Here is a 17,370-nt window from a genome sequence, read left to right as displayed (position 1 = left end):
CGAGCCTGCAGGGCGGATGCCCGCTGGTCGATGTGAGGCGGGTTGCTTTCATGGGGGTGCGGACGTCGGACCCCGGCTTTCAGGAGCGCTGCCTGGAATGGAGCGGCGCGGTCTCCGACCGGATCCTCTCCGAACGGCCGGACACCGTTTTCCTCGCAACCTTCGCAGCGGGCGAAACGATCGACGACGGCACTGGCCGGTCACAGGTGGAACAGTACGGGGAGGCCTTCCGCGACCGGGTGGGACCGTGGACGGCGAACGGTACGCAGGTCTTCATCATCCGGGATACACCCCTCACCCTGGATCGCTCCACCCCGGATTGCCTCGCATTGAACAGCAACAGGCCCCTGGCCTGTGCGACAGACAGGGCGGATGCCCTCCCCGCGGACCCCCTCGTAGCGGCCGCCCACGCCATGGATGATCCGGGAGTCAAGGTGATCGACCTCTCCGACCGGTTCTGCCCCGACGACAAGTGCTACGCCGCAATCGGAGGCCTCCACGTGTTCTTCGACACCGACCACGTGGCCCGAAGCTACGTCCGTTCCCTCGTCCCGCTGTTTTCGGAGAGATTCGAAGCAGCCAGGGCGGGCTAGTCCCCGACCTGATCCGCGGTCCGCGGATCGTTGCTCGCGGCCGCCTGCCCGGCGGTGGAGGTGCGGGGCCTGCGCCGGAGCCAGAAAAGGGCTGCGGTGCCGATGACCGAGAGTACGGCGATCAGCTCGACCGCTCCCCACAGGAGAGTCACCGGCGCAAGGCGGATCAGGACCACGAAGAGCACGTGGCCTGCTGCGCAGTAGAGGAAAGCCGAGGAAGGCCACGCATCCGACGGTGTGTACCGGCGGACCGCGAGCAGGTACGTTGCGCCGAGCACGGCGAACCCGGCACCATGCACTGCAGCCAGCAGGGTCAGGGTGGGCGCGGCTGCGGGAAGGATCGCAAGGGAAGTGGTCACCAGCAGGACCGCGGGCGTGGCGAACGCCATGAGCCGCGTCCGATGGACCACGTACAGGACATTGCCGGCGACGAGGAACAGCGCATAGCCCAGCGACACCGTGGGCAGTATCTGGGCGACATGGACCAGTGATCCGGGATCCGTCGTCAGCACATGGGCACCGATGTTGGCAGCAGAGGAGGCCAGCAGGCCGACGAGCAGCGCAGAGACCGCGGCTTCGCCGGCAACTGCCCGGATGCTCCCGTGCAACTCCCGGGAATCCGCCGACATGATGCGGGTCGACCATGAGTTGTTGAGCGCATTGAGGATGGTCAACGGACCGAGCGCGAAGATGAGCACCGCGCCGTACCGGCCGGCCTCGGACGCCCCCGAGAGCTGCGCCAGCAGGAGCACGGCACCCTGCGTGAGGAGCATCAGGGCGCCCGTATGCGGCAGCAGGGGGGCCGCGATCGTGAGCGACGCGCGGGTCATCCCGGATACCTTCCACGGCAGGCGCGGCCGCACCAGGAACAGGGCGACGACGACGGACAACACGACGGCGGCTCCGTAGGCAACGATGTACACCAGCGCTGTCTCGCCGACGACGAGTATCGCACCCAACCCCGCCAGATTTGCAACGACCGACGAGCACACGCTGAGCACCACGAAGGCCACCGGGCGGTCCTGGGCCCGCAGCACTGCCTGCGCACCCAGCACCGTGCCGAGTAATCCGATGATGAGCATCGCCAGCACAATCGTCCACGGCGTTCCGACCGCATCATTCCGACCAACGACGCCGGCGCCGACGGCGAGGGCACCACCGATTGCCAGGCACGCGATCGCCAGGAAACCGTACATCGCGCGTGCGCGGTTCCGGCCGTCGTCCTGGTCGAACCACAATTGGGTGATCGCGAGCGGCAGCCCCGCCGACAGCAGGACGACGACGACCTGGATCAGGACGATCGACGTCGCCACGAGGCCCCACTCGAACTCGCTGAGCAACCGGACGGCGAACGGCTGGATCAGGATCAGCCCAAGCCCCTGAAGAAGGGATCCGAACAGATACAGGAGGGCGGACCGCCGTCCCGCTATCCTCCGTTCGGGGGCATCGTGCCGGTCAGTCACGCTCTACGGTTTGACCGCATGGGTCGCAAGCTTCTGCAGCCCGCTCCACATCCGCTTGTCGATCACTTTCGGCGCCAGCGTCAGGGCATGGAGCCGTGACGAGGCATGAAGGCGGGCTGCCCGCGCCGCTTTCTGCCAGCCGAGCTGCTGGAAGTCACGAACGCACTCATCGAAGAAGGCCCGCTCCTCGGCAAAGCGCCGGCCATCGAGCGCCCGCACTGAGGAATCCGATTCGCGATGGCGCCGGTACCGAAAGCACACGGTGTTCAGGACCATCATCCTGCCGCCGTCCATGACGATGTCCATCGCCAGGGCGAGATCCTGCACGACGTCGTACTGCTCGCGGAAGCTGTGCTTCCGGATGGCGTCCGACCGCCACGCGACCGAGGGGAAGTAGAGCCAGTCACCGGTGATGAGGCTTTTGGCAACGGCTTCCCCGGCGAGGACAGCATCGCTGCTGTCTCCGACGGCGCGCCGTCGGAGGTAATCCTTGACCTTGTCGCCGAGCGGCCGGTACACCGATCCGTTCTCGTCGATGACCTCGACACCCGGCTGCACGATGCTCACTGCCGGGTCGGTGAATCCGCGGCAGACGGTCTCGAGATAGTTCGGAAGCATGATGTCATCAGCACCCATGATGACGACGTACTCGTGTTCGATCAGCGAGAGGCACTTGCGGTAGTTCCCGTTGGCGCCGAGATTCTGCTCGTTGCGGAAGTAGCGAACACGGCTGTCGTCAGCGGTGAGGCCCGCGAAGTAGGCGGGAAGCGACTCGTCCGGGTAGCGGTCGTCGACGATCGTCAGTCGAAAATCCCGGTCGGTCTGGGAGAGCACCGAATCGACGGCGGCTTTCATCATCGCCACATCACCGTAGTAGGGCAGCATTACATCAATCGTCACGTCATTCTTCCTTCGATGGGTGGCTCAGGTCTTGGGGGATCACGCGGGTGGCGCGGGGAGCTGCCACGGGGTCGTGCTGGAGTTGCTCGATCGCCGTGCGGAGGATGGAAACCTCTTCGGCGAGGATGCGCGTTTCATCCTCGAGGATCGTCAGCTCACGCGAGACGTGGAGGCTGACTCCGACAAGCAGGAGGATGGACAGGGCGAACAGCAGGTTGGACGGAACGATCACCCCGACGAGCGATGCCGCCCAGTCGAGGAGCCGCGGGAAGAATCCGAGGATGATCGTCAGGCCGCCGATGACGAGCCAAAGGATCGCGTATTTTTCCCGCAGCTTGCCGTTGCGCAGCATCAGCAGCACAACCACAACCATCAGGATCGACGAGATGAGGGAGAACGCAACGCTCATGCCTGGACACTTCCTTCTCCGGCGATGTCGCCGGACGACGGCACGAGGTGCTCGCGGGGCGATTTTCTTCGGGCAAGCGCGAAGCACAGCACCAGCCCGGACCTCGCGAGGTACAGCGTCGCTTTCCACGGGCTCTGGCTCGGAGTTCCTGCCTGCCGGGCTTTCATCTCCACCGGCACCTGGGTGACGGTGCAGCCTGACTTGATGGCAACCACCAGCGAATCGATCGTGTCTCCGAGATATTCAGTAGGGAAATGCTCAATGTACTGGTGGAGTGCGCGCTCATTGGCCGCACGGAAACCGGACGTGACATCCGTGAGCCGGGTTCCGGCGACCATGGAGATCACCTGCGCAAGAAAAGACATCGCCCAGCGCCGCGGGCCCTTCGCATCGTAGCTGCCCCTGCCCGCGAAGCGGGCACCGATAGAGATGTCCGCGTGGCTCAGTCCCGCGACGACCCGGTCGATGTCATGCGGGTCGTGCTGACCGTCCGAGTCCACCTGCACCACGGCGGAATAGCCGTTGCGGATGGCGTACTTGAAACCGGTCCGCATCGCACCGCCGACGCCGAGGTTGAACGGCAGTTTGAGGACCGTCGCCCCCGCCTGCCGCGCGATCCATGCCGTCTGGTCCTTGGAACCGTCGTCCACCACCAGAATGTCGTGGTGGGACGCAATCCTTCGAACCTCACGGATGGTATTTCCGATGGCCTCAGCTTCGTTCCACGCTGGCATGACGATGAGAACGCCCGAACGCGTTGAGTTGCCCATGATGTGCAATCATAGCAATACACCCCCGGCCTTCTTACTCTGGCGTGGGGTGACGTGGCCAAGTGACCGAAGGCGAGCTCAAGTTCGCAGGATGCTTCCGGCCCTGAGCGGACGCCCGGTTTCGACCGGGCGATGCGCCGGGTACGGCGGGCGTGCGACTGGAGGAGATTGAATTTATGAGCTGGTGGGAAACCATCCCTACCCTCGCGGCGACCCTACTGGTTTTCTTCGCTCCGGGTCTGATCATCCTCGCGGCGGCAGGTGTGCGCCGGCTCAACCTGATCGCATTGTCAGCGCCTGTGTCGACGTCGATCTCAGCGTGCCTGGCCATCGTCCTGCCGTACGCCGGTCTTCCGTTCACACCGGTGACCTACTTCGTCTTCAGCGTTCTCGCCGCGGCAGTAACGCTCCTTGTCCGGATCCTTCTCCTGCGCCGCCGTCCGGCGGGCGACGGTCCCGCTGCGCCGCGGGCCGCGCTCGGTGGCAACGGCCGCCTGCTCGACCAGGACTATCCGCGGTGGATTGCCGCGCTCGCCGTGCCCATTGCCCTGGTCTTTCCGGCGATCATCATCGCGAGGCGCTACATCTCGGCCTTCGGGTCACCTGAGAACTTCTCCCAGACGTTCGACAACGTCTACCACCTCAATGCGATCCGTCACATCGCGGAGACGCAGAATGGGTCGACGCTGACGCTCGGCAACCTCACGGACGCCTCGCAGGCTCTCTATCCCGCGGCCATGCACGATTCCATGGCGCTCGTCCTGATGCTGGGTGCCCCCTCGGTCATGGCAGTGGTCAACGTGGGAACGATCGTCACGGGCGCGGTCATCTGGCCCCTCTCGTGCATCTTCCTCATCAGCCGCATTATCGGCTACCGCCCAATCCCACTGCTGTGCGCGGGCGTCCTCTGCGCAGGTTTCAGCGGATTCCCCTACCTCATGGTCGCCTTCGGCGTGCTGTATCCCAACCATGCCGCGATCGCCCTGCTTCCGGTGGTGCTCGGATTGCTCATCGAAGCGTTGGGCATGTCCAGGGCTCGCCCGCTCTCGCCGTGGCCCGCCGCCGTCGCCCTGGCCGCCACGCTCCCCGGCCTGGGCCTGTCACACCCGAGCACGGCCGTCGCCCTGTTGGGATTCGGTGGCCCGGTTGTTGTCGCGCGGCTCGTCCGGTCGTGGCTGAGTGCCCGGGAAGGGTCCGGAAGCAGGCGGTCGGTGTACTTCTGGCTCGCCTTCACTGCAGCCTATGTCCTGGTGGTGGTGCTCGCCTGGATAGCGGTCAGGCCCAGCCTGGCCTTCGCCCCCTGGACCCCGTTCCAGTCCAACGCCAGGGCCATCGGCGAGATTCTCGGAAGCGCCCCCATGGGGGCGACGACCGCCTGGACCCTCCTCGTCCTGACGGTGATCGGCCTGTACGTGGTCGCCCGTCAGCTGCGGACGTACTGGTGGGTCGCGGCGATGTACGGCGTCGGCGGACTCCTGTACATGGTGGTGTCCAGCTGGAGCCTCGGCGCGTTCCGCACGTTCCTCACCGGCGTCTGGTACAACGACAGCTTCCGCCTCGCTGCGCTGCTTCCTGTGGTCACGCTGCCCCTCATCGTCCTCGGTGCGGAGTGGCTCGCCTGGCGTGCGCGGGCTCTGTACAAACTAGGCTCCCGGCCTGCTGATCCCACCGCGCGCCGGTGGCCCTCCGTGATCGGGCGCGCTGCCCGGCTCCTCCCGCAGGGCCTGCAGAATGTGGTGCCCCTCGCCCTGGTTCTCCTCTTGGGATTCGGAACCCAGGGCGGGACGCTCTCCGGCGTGCAGGACAGGATGCGCGAAGTATTCGCCACCACGGAGGGGTCGCCACTGCTGACGGCGGACGAGATAGCACTGCTGGAAACTGTGGACGACTATGTGCCGGAGGATGATGTCATCGTGGCCAATCCCCGCAACGGCGGTTCGCTGGTCTATGCGTTCTCCTCGAGGGAGACCATCGCGCCGCACATCTTCGGTGAGCGCACACCGATGGAACAGACGCTCCTCGATCACTGGGGAGAAGCTGCGTACAACACGGCGGTCTGCCCCGCCGTCGATGAACTCCGCGCCTATTGGGCGCTGGACTTCGGTGGTCAGGAAATCGTCCCGGGAGAGGAACCCTTCATCGGGTTACGCGATCTGGTCGACGAGACCGCCCCGGGCGTCGAACTCGTAGCCGAGGAGGGCCAGGCGAGACTCTTCCGGATGACCGCGTGCAGCTGAAGAACCGCCGGCTACTCATCCGCCGGGCCTGACGGGCCGCCAGCTAAGCTAGTCAGCTGCCGGCCGCAGCACAACCCTCGAGGGCCCGCACCCGGCTTTCCGGCGTGCCTACCCTGCTACGTGCCCGCGTAGTATGCGGCTCTCGCCAGCTCCGGAATGAAGTTCCTGCCGATCCAGCGGATCCCGAGGGGAGATCCGGTTTCCAGGGCCGCGGTGTATTCGTCCCGTGTGGCGTAGGCTACCGATCCCCGAGCCTCTGCCGGAACATCGGCAAGGAGCTCCAGCTCGTCGAGTTCCTCCCGCTGGGATCGCTCGATCGAGGCGATGACGATGTCGGAATCCAGTTCGGAGCCCCGGTTCCGGGGCCATTGAAAGGTAACCGGCCCCGTCCCGTCGTCGATCAGCAGCGCCGCGGCCTCCGCACTGCCGGCCAGCGCGCCAGGTACAAGCCCGAAATCCTCGAGGATGCGGACGGGGTTGGATTCTTCCCCATACAGCTCGAAATCCGCGCCAAGTGCTGGAGAAAGGCCCACGAAGAGGAACGTCGTGCCGGGAAGGTCGGGGTAATCGGACACCGACTCCGCCATGTACATCGTGGTTTCCTGTTCCAGGTCGACTCCCCCCTGCTGCTGCCCGAGCGCCTGCGCCACCATTTCGACCGACGTCCGCCAGTCCGTATTGAGTGCACCATCGCGGCCGGCGATCACCGGAGCGATCCTCGTCAGCTCGTCATACTGCGCCTGGGTGAGGTCGGAGTTGACTGCCAGAATCAGGTCCGGTTCGAGGTTTCCCACCTGCGGGATCGAGGGATCAACCTCGTCCGGGTACAGGACCGGCATCGGGGACGACAGCGTAGTGAGTTCGGCGACGAACCACGGCGTGGCATTGGATCCTGGCATCCCGACGGGAACAACGTTCAGCGAGAGGCAGATGTCGGCGCTTGACGCTCCGATCGTGGCGATCCGCTGGGGCGCCGCTCCGATCACCGTCTCACCGAACATGTGCCTGATGGTCACCGGGTATTCCGCCGACGGCGGTACGGCCTGCACCGCGTTCTCGTCCGGCGCACTGCACGCCGCGAGGACCACCGGAAGCCCGGCAAGCCCCAGCAGCACACTGCGCCGGCTCGGTCCGCCTGCCGTGTTGCTTCCGACATGGTGCTTCATGATCCAACCCTCAACTCGAACTTCGGCATGGTGTGCGTTTTTGTCCTTCCATAGGGCCGCCGGTTGGCGTCGGGGGTCGGCACTGCTACTCGTCAGCCCGCGAGCGACGGCGCAGCTCGGACACCACGTCGGCCACCGGACCGTCGGCAATCAGCTGTCCATGTTCGAGCAGGATCCCCCGCTCGCAGACGGTGGAAACCAGGTCGAGATCGTGGCTGACCACCAGGAGCGTCTTTCCGGCCGCTGCCAGTTCCTTGATTTTCGCGAGGCACTTCCGTTGGAACGGTTCATCACCGACCGCCAGGATCTCATCGACCAGGAAGATCTCCGGATCAGTGTGTACGGCGATGGAGAACGCCAACCGCAGGTACATCCCCGACGAGTAGAACTTCACCTCGGTGTCGATGAACTCCCCGATTTCCGCGAAGTCGACGATGGAGTCGAACATCTCGTCGATGGTGCTCTCGGACATGCCGAGAATGGCACCGTTCAGATAGACGTTGTCCCTGCCGCTGAGGTCGTGGTGGAATCCTGCTCCCACCTCGATCAGCCCGGCAATCCGGCCCTTTGTCAGCAATGATCCCTTGTCCGGCTGCAGGACGCCGGAGATGAGCTTGAGGAGCGTCGATTTTCCTGACCCATTCAGGCCCAGGAGTGCCACGGTCTCACCGCGTGCCACCGTGAAGGACACGTCCTGCAGGGCGTCGAACTTCTTGGAAAGGTCGCCTTTCCGTCCCTTGACGATCCAGATCAGCGCTTCCTTCAGGGAGCGGGTGTGGCGCAGCACGAACTCCTTCTGCACCGTGGTGCAGACGATCGCCGGATCATCGACCACCTCCATCACAGCTCCTGCGCGAAGTTGGCTGAAAGCCGGCGGAAGGTGATCTGCCCCAGGAACATGATCAGGACAGTGAGCGCAAGCGCGATCGGAGTCCACAGGGTCAACAGGTCGGGCGGCATGGGGGCGGCGGCGAGCTCGGCGGCGTCGAGGGTGGGGTACCAGAACACCCAGTGGAACAGTTCGACCGCGACGGTCATGGGGTTCAGTTGGTAGAGGAAGAACCATTCGCCGAGCACATCCTCGACCATGCTCCAGACGTACAGGACGGGAGAAGCCCAGGTGACGATCATCAGGATCATGTCGACGATGTTCTCCGAGTCGCGGAAATAGACATTGACCGCGCCGAACAACAGGCCGAGTCCGGTCGCGAGGACCGCCACCAGGAGGAAGGCGACCACCAGCGCTGCGATCTGCAGCACCGAAGGGGCCCAGCCGACGATCAGGCAGGCACCCATGAGGACGACGAGCTGTGGAAAGAAGTGCACCGCCGAGACCCACACCGCGGCAACGGGAAACAATTCCCGGGGCAGGTAGATCTTGCGGATCAGATCGCGGTTCTCGACGATCGAGCGGGTGGCGTTGCCGAGGGCCTCGGTGAAGAAATTGATGAGGACGATACCCGAGAACAGGTAGATGGCATAGTTCGGGGTGGATCCCTGGAGATTCAGGAAGATCCCCAGCGCTACGAAGTAGACGGCGAACTGCAGGAGCGGCTTGAGGTAGGACCACATCAGGCCGAGAACGGATCCCCGGTACCGGACGCGGATTTCCTTACGGACGAGCAGCTTGAGCAGGAAGCGGTCCCGGAGGACGTCACGGAGCCCGCGTCCCCTTCCCGGGGGCATCAGCGATCCGGCGGGTTCCGCACTGCTGGGAGTCAGTACTCCCAATTCACACCACCTCCGGCTCTTCACGGGACACGGAGGCGGCAGCAAAGGTCTCGGCCCACGCCTCGCGTCCTGTGAACCGGGGCAGCGCCTCATGGTACTCCGCGCTGAGCCGGTTCCAGTTGAAGAGCAGCGAGCGGTGCAGCGCCATGGTGCGGCCCAACATCCTGACGAACTGTTTTCTGTCCCTCCGGTACCAGGACGCTCCGGACCCATCCGATGCTGATACCAGCGCCGAGTCCAGCCCGGTCAGGCGCCACCACCGGGCATCCATCGCCGGTACCTCCGCCTCGGGATGGGCTTGTGCCGTCGGGCTGACCGCACGCAACTGTCGAAGCGCACCGAGAGCAGCGCGAACGAGTGACTCCACGACTACCACCGGCTCCTCCGCCGCCTTGCGGATGGACGGGGGCCGGACCTCGGGAAAGGCACTGCGGTCCGCTTTGATCCGGGCATCGCTGAAGGTGGACCTCGTCGCGCGGATCCAGGGAAGCCGTGTACCGATGGTCCGGTGCAGGTGGTCCGGCCCGGAGAGAACATCCTCCAGCGCCTTCAACCGCACTTCGACCGCCGAGTACTGCATGGAGAGGAGGTGCCGCACATCGATGGCAAAGCTCTCGAACGGCATCCTGCCGCCCTTCGGCTGGGCGGAATGCGTCAGCGTGGCCACCCACCGGTTGCGCTGGTGGTAATAGGCCTGCCAGTCGATCGTGTCGTCCTTCTCGGTCCACGGCATGTGCCAGACCGCGGCTCCCGGCAATGTCACCGTCCGGTAGCCGTGCAGCTGGGCGCGAAGCCCGTACTCGGCGTCATCCCACTTGATGAACACCGGGAGCGCCAGCCCTACCTCGCGGACGATGCTGGTGGGGATCATGCACATCCACCAGCCGTTGTAATCGACGTCCACCCGCCGGTGCATCCAGGGGGTGGTCCGGAGGTTGCTCGCGGCAAAATCATGGCCCTCCCTCGTATTGGCGGCCGGACCCCAGAAGAACCGCCTCTGATCGACTTCCTCTCCGTAGGTGTGGAGGACCGACCTCTCGTAGAGGTTGAACATGTGGCCGCCCACGATGGTGGGCCTGGTGGTGAAATCAGCAAAATTCACCGCCCGCAGGATGCCCTCTGTCTCGATGCTGACGTCGTCGTCGAGCAGGAGGACATAGGTGCTGTCCCCTGCTTCCAGCGTCTCGTGCATACCCCGGGCAAAGCCACCGGACCCACCGATGTTCGCCTGCTCGACCAGGAGGAACCTTTCGCCCAGCTGCGCCGCGGCCTGGGCATAACCCTCCTGGAGCCTCACCCTGTCGGTGCCCTGGTCGACGATGATCAGGCGGTCGAGCACCTCCATCACGCCGGCGTCGTCGGCGAGGGTGGAAATGTGGCGAAGCGCGTAGTCGGGCCGGTTGAAGGTCGTCACGGCCACCGACAGGGATCCCCGCTGGAGTTCCTTCGACTTCTCGACCGCCCATGACGCGCCGAGCAGGGTGACGTTCTCGACGTGCGCCACCAGATCGAACCAGTACCACCCGCCGTCGACGAAAGCCGTGACGGGAAGGTCGAAGGTTGCCTGGCCCTTGAGGACGTGGGCACTGTCCACACGGTTGGCGACACCGCGCGGGCTTGAGCGGTAGACGATCACGGTTGCTTCGGCGTCGACCTCGACGGTCAGCCGAACCGACCGGACCTCGGTGTGTTTGCGCCAGTAGCTCGCGGGAAACGCGTTGAAGTAGGTCCCCAGGGAGACCCGCCGGAACGCGGGGAGCCGCAGGCTCCAGCGGCCGACGATGAAGTCCGACCTCTGGTGCGTACTCTCGGGAAGGTGCTCCGGCGCTTTCGGTGCACCACGCCGGATAGCACGCTTCGTGTGCTCGACGACGCGCTTTGCTGCGTTGAAGTCGACGTAGAGCGGCAGCACATCGGTATCGCCGTCCAGGGGAAGGACCACGCGCTGCACCACCCGGTACGCGGGATCGGCCTTCCCCTCGCCGGTCAGGGTGTCGGTCGCGGCAGCACTCACGCGTCCACTCCCCCGCTTTCGAGGCTTTTTCCGCCGGTGAAGTGGGGGGTGATCTTGTTGTCGAACATTCCGAGCGCCGAGCCGATGGCCATGTGCATGTCCAGGTACTTGTAGGTTCCCAGCCGTCCGCCGAACAGTACCGATTTCTCGCCCTTGGCCAGGTCACGGTAGGCGAGCAGCTTAGCCCGGTCTTCGGCAGTATTGATCGGATAGTAGGGCTCATCGCCTTTCTCGGCGAAGCGGGAGAACTCGCGCATGATGACGGTGGCGTCCTTCGTGTACGCCCGTTCGGGGTGGAAGTGCCGGAACTCGTGGATCCGGGTGAATGCCGCGTCCTCGTCCGGGTAGTTCATGACGGAGCAGCCCTGGAAATCCTCGACCGGGAGCACCTCCTCCTCGAGGTCGATCGTCCGCCACGACAGGTCGCCTTCCGCGAAGTCGAAGTAGCGGTCCACGGGTCCGGTGTACACGACGGGCACCTGGCCGAGCGTCGTCGACCGCGAGTACTGATGGCCCTCGTCGAAGAAATCGGTGTTGAGCTGGACGGAGATGTTCGGGTGATCGGCCATCCGCTCGATCCATGCCGTGTACCCGTCGACGGGCAGTCCCTCGTATTTGTCGTTGAAGTACCGGTTGTCGTAGGTGTAGCGGACGGGGAGGCGGGAGATGATCTCGGCGGGCAGGTTCCTGGGGTCCGTCTGCCACTGCTTACCCGTGTAGTACTTGATGAACGCCTCGTACAGCGGCCGCCCGATCAGCTGGATGCCTTTGTCGTTCAGGTTCTGCGGATCGGTCCCGGCCAGCTCGCCGGCCTGCTCCTGGATCAGTGCCCGTGCTTCGTCGGGACCGTAGGCCGAGCGGAAGAACTGGTTGATAGTTCCCAGGTTGATGGGCATGGGATAGACCTCGCCCTTGTGGCGGGTATAGACCTTGTGCACGTAATTCGTGAACTTCGTGAAGTTCGAGACATAGTCCCAGACCCGCTCATTGGAGGTGTGGAAGAGGTGCGCCCCGTAGCGGTGCACCTCGATGCCGGTCTGCGCCTCATTCTCGCTGTAGGCGTTCCCGCCGATGTGGTGCCGGCGATCGAGTACTGCGACTTTAAGCCCCAGTTGGGTTGCAGCTCGTTCCGCGATGGTCAGTCCGAAAAAGCCCGAACCTACGACGACGAGGTCAACATTCACAAAGTCTCCTGGGTTGTTTTGGGCAGGCCTGAACAGCAACTGCCTGCCGATCAAGGTTACCCGATGGGCGTCACGGATCCCTGCATCCTCCGAACCCCGGCGATGCCCGCGCTACCACCCGGCGGCCGCAAGGAACTGGGTCCGGAAGGCCGGGACCATCGTTCGGACGTACCGCTCGGTCAGGTGGTTGTCGTCGAGATACACGCGGACGTTGCCGACGATCGCCGGGCACGTATCCGGCCGACAGACCAGATCCGTCAGATCGAGGAAGGCCATCGACGGCGCACCGGCCAGGAGTTCACCGAGGGGCGGGGAGTCGTTCAGCACCGACGTCCGTGGCGGCGAGCACGCGTCGGCGTCGGGTCCGTTGCGCTCGGTGCAGTGCAGCATGTCGATGCCGAACCGCGGATTGTCCCGGATGCCCACCACGCCGATCCCCTCGGCGAGGAGGGCCCGGGCTGCCTGCCCGAGCCCGGGCGTGGCCTGGTCCTGCGGGTCCGTGGCCGAGGCGTTCGTTGCCACCACGAAGACGAGATCGGGTGCGGCACCCAGCAGGTACTGCTCAGCCAGTTCATTGAACCTGTTGCACCGGTCGCCGCGGTCATCGGCTGTATAGACGCAGCCACCGAGCAGGAGGGCGGTGACCGCCCAGTTGTTCTCCTCGGCAAGGGGCGCGATCGCTCCGAGCCATTGCTGGGCGTGGGAGTCGCCCACCACGACGATGCTCCGGTCGGCGGACGTTTGCTGGGCCGTTCGGGAACAGTTGTCGGCAAGCGCGGGAGCCATGGCCTGTTCGTCGGCGTCGCACGATTCCGGCAGCCCGGCCCATTCCTTCTGCATGGCCCAGGCCGCCGGAAGCACGGCAGCACCCGGGTCCGCCTGATTCACGAAGCCCGGCAGGAGGACGGCCGCGCCGGGATTGTTGCGGCCTGCGTTCTCTTCAAGCCGTGCAACATGGAGGTCGAGCCCGGCCTGCGCACCGGCGGCTGGAGTTCCGACGAGGACAACGCAGGCGGCAATGACGGCAAACACCCGGCGTCGTCGTTTGTGCGCCCATTCCATCCTTCGCACGGGACGTTCGATCCAACGGGTGGTGCAGTACGCGAGCCCGAGCGAGAGCCCGACGATGCCCAGGCCGTCGACGAAACCGGCGGCAGGTGCGTCCCTCCAGACGAGGAGGAAGATCAGGAGGGGCCAGTGCCAGAGGTAGAGCGAGTACGACAGATCCCCCAGACGGACCAGCGGCGTCCAGGAGAGCAATCGATCGACGCCGATCGGACTTCCGGTCTGGCCGGCGACGATCACGAGGACGGCCGCCATCAGCGGCCACAGGGCAAGGTATCCCGGGAACCGGCCCTGGACATCGAGGAGGAAGCCTCCGCTCAGCATCGCCGACAGTCCGACCCAGCCGGCGGCCACGCGCACCCGCCGGGAGAAGTGCAGGAAGGGGAGCAGCAGAGCCAGCAGGGTCCCGAGGGCGAACTCCCACAGGCGCGTCCGTGTGGCGAAGTATGCGGAAGCCTGGCTCACGTATGTCTCGTAGATGGAGCAGCTGAGCGAGGCGAGGAACAGAATGCTGAACACGATCAGGACCACTCCCCGAAAGCTCAGCCGGAGAACCCTTGCGCAGAGAGCGCTGGCGGCGAAGAGCAGCGGCCACAGGAGAAAGACCTGGCCCTGGATGGAGAGCGACCAGAAGTGCTGGAGGGGGCTGGAAAGGCTGTCATCAACGGCGTAGTAATCCACTGAATCGGCGGCGAGGACCCGGTTCTGGACATAGAACAGGGACGCCCAGGTCTGCTCGAGAACCGCGTTCCAGCGGGACTGCGGCAGGAGGAACGCCGAACCGAGCAGCGTCGAAAGAAGCACGAGCGAGGCTGCGGGAAGCAGCCGCTTGAACAGGTGCAGCCAGTACCGTGTCAGGTCGAAGGGCCTGCCTGCTTCCTGCTTGGTGAGGAACGAGGTACTGATGAGGAAGGCGGAGATCAGGAGGAAGACATCGACGCCGCCGGATACCCGGTTGAACCAGACGTGGTAGACCACGACCATGAGCACTGCGAGCGCCCTGAGGCCCTGGACTTCCGGCCGGTACCCGTTGGTGAGCACGCTATCTATCCGGGCGGCTCTGCCTGCCCGAGCTGTTTGAGGAACTGCCATCCTCGGCCTTTGCTTGATTGTGTGCATCAATTCTAGCCGCCGGGTCGAACCTGTCGATGGAATTCTTCAGCGGGGGCGCACCCTGCACCCGAGCTGCCGTTATTCACAAACGGAGCCCCCTGCGCCACGGCAATCCGGGAGCGCCATACCCTGCAGGAACAGTCCCGTCAACGAAAGGCAGGCAGGTTGTGACGCTGCATTCGACGCTGCATTCGACGCTGCATCTGACGCTGGTCACCGCTCCGCCGGGCGAGCAATCGGTCCGTGAACTGGTTCTCGACACCGCTCTGCTGGACACCGGCACCAAGGTCAGCCGAAGCGTCCTGATGCTTGCCGGCACGTCTGTCCTCACTGTCCGCGGCCTCCCGCTGGATACACTGACCCCCGGGCTCTTTCCGCTGGTGAACGGTGCCGTGGTGGTGGCCGGGGCATCGGCGCCCGTCGGCGGGACTTCCGAGCCCTCCCTCGTCCTCGTCATCTCCACCGGTCCCGACGCGGGCCGGCTCATCCCCCTGGGACGCGGCAGGCATACCATCGGCCGGAGTTGCTGCAACATCCTGATCCGTGATCCCGGGTTGTCCCGGCACCACGCCACCCTGTCCGTCGGCAAGGAGCGGATCACCATTTCGGACCAGGACTCGGCCAACGGCACCCGGGTCGACGGCGTACGGATCACCGAGAGTGCGGTCACCACCGGGTCGACAATCGCGTGCGGATCCAGCACCTGCAGGATCGCGCTGCTGGGTCTTCCGACCGACAGCGCAGCCGCCGGCGGCCCGTCGGATGGCCGTCCTGCCCGGGCCGCTGGTTCCGGGGACCCCGATCCTGATATCCCCCTCGAGGTCGATGCCACTCCTCCGCCGGAGCGCTCGAGGATCCAGTTCATCACCGCCTTCCTTCCGCTGGTCCTCGGTGTGGTCCTGGCGCTCACCACGGGCATGTGGTTCTTCCTGGCCTTCAGCGCACTGTCGGCCGTCACCGGAGTCCTTCCGTTGATGGTGCACCGCCGGCGCTCCAAAGCCTTCGACGCCGCCGTCGGGCGGGCGGCGGTGCGAGATGGGGAACGACGACGGCGCGCAGTACCGGACGCCGGAACTGTCGCCGTTTCCGCAGCCACGGGAAAGCACCCGGCCGTCCCGCACCCGGCTTCACCCGCCCGGATACACCTGCGGCTGGGGCTTGCGGACCAGCGCGCGAACCTCGTGGTCCGCGGCAGCCCGCCGGGATGGGAACCACCCCTCCTGGCGCGGTTGCCCTGCCTGGTCGGGATAGAGCTTGACCGCTCGGAGGAGGCGGAGCTGCACTTCCGGGGTGAACCATCGGAGCTCGCCGGGCTGGCCCAGCTGCTGTTGCTGCAGATCAGTTTCGGGTACGCGGGAGCGGTTCAAGTGCTCTGTTGGGGCTCGCTCCCCGACCTGCCGTCCGCCGCACGGTTCCTCCCCGGCGTCGAAATTGTCACCCACCCCGGGAAACTGGAGCTCCTGCTCCAGGGCGGCTCGCGATATCTCGTGTTCGCCTTCGGGGCCCGGCCACTTCCGCGCACAACCGGCCGCCCGGCAGGCGTCCTTTACTTCCAGCCTTGCCCTGACACAGCAGCAGCCGTGGTGACCCTTCAGCATGGCGGGGCAGTCCTGACACGCGGATCGGCAGTTCTCCACTTCACGCCGGACCTCGTGAGGGTGCAGGCCTTTGCCAGAACGGCCCGCGCACTCGGTGGGACGGGCCTGGGCCCCGCACACCCCGCTCCGGACCACCTGCCCGCAACGGCGGCCCCGGCGGGCCGCGGTGATGGAATTCCCGCGTCCCCGACCGTGCTGGCCCGCTGGCGGGAAACGCGGAACTCGTTAGGCCTCGGCTGCTCCATCGGCATCGGCGCCGGGGGCGCCCTGTCGTTCGACCTCGTCCGTGACGGCCCCCACCTGCTGGTGGCAGGAACCACCGGATCCGGAAAATCCGAGTTCCTCCGCACGCTCCTGCTGGGCATCGCGGCCAACCATTCACCGGTGAGGGTCAACTTCCTGCTGGTTGATTTCAAGGGCGGCTCGGGACTCGGCAAGCTCGCACGGCTGCCTCACACCGTCGGGTTCCTCTCCGACCTTTCGACAGAGTCCGTCACCCGGTCCCTCGTCTCCCTCCGCGCCGAGCTGAGCCGGCGGGAAGCAATCCTGGCACAGCACGGCGTGCAGGACGTGTCCGAGCTTCCCCGGGGTGCAGGGTTCAGCACCCTGCCGCGCCTGATCGTGGTGATCGACGAGTTCCGCATGCTCGCTGATGACGTGCCCGGTGCGGTTGCGGGACTCATGAGGGTTGCTGCGCTCGGCAGATCCCTGGGGATGCATCTGGTGATGGCAACCCAACGCCCCCAGGGAGCGATCACCCCTGATATACGGGCCAACATCACCAGTGCTGTGGCATTCCGGGTTCAGACCGGCATGGATTCCCAGGACATCATCGGCTCCCCCGCGGCAGCGAAGATCCCGGTCACCCTCCCCGGGCGCGGCATCATCCGGGTGGGGTCCGGTGCCCCCAGCCTCTTCCAGGCCGCATCAGTGTCCCACTGGGGTACCCGCCCGCCCGTCTCCGGCCTTGAGGAGCTGAGCGCCCATCTTGCGGCGGACCAGACGGCCGGCCTGGATCCTGCCGGCGGACAGGTGGCATCGGCGGGATCCGTTGCCGAAGCCGACGATACGGTGGCGGCGGCGGTCACGGCCGTGGCCGCTGCAGGCGCCGCCGGCGGCTACCCGAG

The 17,370-nt window shown here is 65.6% G+C and carries 13 protein-coding genes; 3 read left to right on the top strand and 10 right to left on the bottom strand.

Annotated features, from left to right (window positions below):
• A partial coding sequence (locus tag Y704_RS24555; RefSeq protein WP_035772595.1) for an SGNH hydrolase domain-containing protein occupies window positions 1-593 on the top strand: 593 nt, incomplete at its 5' end.
• On the opposite strand, the gene Y704_RS0112100 is transcribed toward Y704_RS24555, so the two are convergent.
• From Y704_RS0112100 to Y704_RS20925, 4 genes are read right to left on the bottom strand one after another with little or no spacing between them, the layout of a single operon-like run.
• The gene (locus Y704_RS0112100; protein WP_026550315.1) at window positions 590-2,056 is read right to left on the bottom strand and encodes a lipopolysaccharide biosynthesis protein; all 1,467 of its coding nucleotides are present in this window, start codon (window positions 2,054-2,056) and stop codon (window positions 590-592) included. The genes Y704_RS24555 and Y704_RS0112100 overlap by 4 nt on opposite strands.
• A gap of 3 nt (window positions 2,057-2,059) precedes the next feature.
• Entirely contained in the window at window positions 2,060-2,956 is an 897-nt protein-coding gene (locus Y704_RS0112095) for a glycosyltransferase family 2 protein (protein ID WP_026550314.1), read from the bottom strand.
• A 1-nt stretch (window position 2,957) separates the two neighbouring features.
• Window positions 2,958-3,365, bottom strand: coding sequence for a DUF2304 domain-containing protein (locus Y704_RS20930; RefSeq protein WP_081747611.1), 408 nt, complete (start codon window positions 3,363-3,365; stop codon window positions 2,958-2,960).
• The gene (locus Y704_RS20925; RefSeq protein ID WP_051476995.1) at window positions 3,362-4,135 is read right to left on the bottom strand and encodes a glycosyltransferase family 2 protein; all 774 of its coding nucleotides are present in this window, start codon (window positions 4,133-4,135) and stop codon (window positions 3,362-3,364) included. The genes Y704_RS20930 and Y704_RS20925 overlap by 4 nt, the downstream gene beginning before the upstream one ends.
• 176 nt (window positions 4,136-4,311) lie before the next feature.
• On the opposite strand from Y704_RS20925, the gene Y704_RS0112080 reads away from it, so the two are divergent.
• Entirely contained in the window at window positions 4,312-6,372 is a 2,061-nt protein-coding gene (locus Y704_RS0112080) for a DUF6541 family protein (protein WP_026550313.1), read from the top strand.
• Between the two features lie 116 nt (window positions 6,373-6,488).
• Here the strand turns inward: Y704_RS0112080 and Y704_RS22825 are convergent, their stop codons facing one another.
• The 6 genes from Y704_RS22825 to Y704_RS0112050 form a co-directional block, all read right to left on the bottom strand.
• The gene (locus Y704_RS22825) at window positions 6,489-7,538 is read right to left on the bottom strand and encodes an ABC transporter substrate-binding protein (RefSeq protein ID WP_051476994.1); all 1,050 of its coding nucleotides are present in this window, start codon (window positions 7,536-7,538) and stop codon (window positions 6,489-6,491) included.
• Window positions 7,539-7,623: 85 nt separating this feature from the next.
• Window positions 7,624-8,379, bottom strand: a complete 756-nt coding sequence (locus Y704_RS0112070; protein ID WP_173401135.1) for an ABC transporter ATP-binding protein — start codon at window positions 8,377-8,379, stop codon at window positions 7,624-7,626.
• Window positions 8,379-9,224 carry an ABC transporter permease gene (locus tag Y704_RS0112065; protein WP_035772605.1) on the bottom strand — a complete coding sequence of 282 codons (846 nt, stop codon included), beginning with the start codon at window positions 9,222-9,224 and terminating at the stop codon, window positions 8,379-8,381. Before Y704_RS0112065 ends, Y704_RS0112070 begins: the two co-directional genes overlap by 1 nt.
• A gap of 46 nt (window positions 9,225-9,270) precedes the next feature.
• On the bottom strand, window positions 9,271-11,283 hold the full coding sequence (locus Y704_RS20915; RefSeq protein ID WP_051476993.1) for a glycosyltransferase: 2,013 nt from the start codon (window positions 11,281-11,283) through the stop codon (window positions 9,271-9,273).
• Window positions 11,280-12,467 carry a UDP-galactopyranose mutase gene (glf, locus tag Y704_RS0112055; protein WP_026550310.1) on the bottom strand — a complete coding sequence of 396 codons (1,188 nt, stop codon included), beginning with the start codon at window positions 12,465-12,467 and terminating at the stop codon, window positions 11,280-11,282. The genes Y704_RS20915 and glf overlap by 4 nt, the downstream gene beginning before the upstream one ends.
• A gap of 111 nt (window positions 12,468-12,578) precedes the next feature.
• Window positions 12,579-14,624: an acyltransferase family protein gene (locus Y704_RS0112050; protein ID WP_051476992.1), complete on the bottom strand. Its 2,046-nt coding sequence runs from the start codon at window positions 14,622-14,624 to the stop codon at window positions 12,579-12,581.
• A 188-nt stretch (window positions 14,625-14,812) separates the two neighbouring features.
• Here Y704_RS0112050 and Y704_RS20910 point away from each other — a divergent pair.
• A partial coding sequence (locus tag Y704_RS20910; protein ID WP_035772591.1) for an FHA domain-containing protein occupies window positions 14,813-17,370 on the top strand: 2,558 nt, incomplete at its 3' end.

Origin of the sequence: Arthrobacter sp. Br18, assembly GCF_000520555.1 — a bacterium.
Taxonomy (GTDB): Bacteria; Actinomycetota; Actinomycetes; order Actinomycetales; family Micrococcaceae; genus Arthrobacter_D.
The sequence above is the reverse complement of the archived record's forward strand: the minus strand, read 5'-3'. Positions and strand labels throughout refer to the sequence as shown.

Bases quoted from the DNA above. Each gene is read 5' to 3' on its own strand.
- Y704_RS0112080 (WP_026550313.1), top strand. From the start codon at position 4,312: ATGAGCTGGTGGGAAACCATCCCTACCCTCGCGGCGACCCTACTGGTT.
- Y704_RS22825 (WP_051476994.1), bottom strand. From the start codon at position 7,538: ATGAAGCACCATGTCGGAAGCAACACGGCAGGCGGACCGAGCCGGCGC.
- Y704_RS20925 (WP_051476995.1), bottom strand. From the start codon at position 4,135: ATGGGCAACTCAACGCGTTCGGGCGTTCTCATCGTCATGCCAGCGTGG.
- Y704_RS0112065 (WP_035772605.1), bottom strand. From the start codon at position 9,224: ATGCCCCCGGGAAGGGGACGCGGGCTCCGTGACGTCCTCCGGGACCGC.
- Y704_RS0112050 (WP_051476992.1), bottom strand. From the start codon at position 14,624: ATGGCAGTTCCTCAAACAGCTCGGGCAGGCAGAGCCGCCCGGATAGAT.
- Y704_RS20930 (WP_081747611.1), bottom strand. From the start codon at position 3,365: ATGAGCGTTGCGTTCTCCCTCATCTCGTCGATCCTGATGGTTGTGGTT.
- Y704_RS0112070 (WP_173401135.1), bottom strand. From the start codon at position 8,379: ATGGAGGTGGTCGATGATCCGGCGATCGTCTGCACCACGGTGCAGAAG.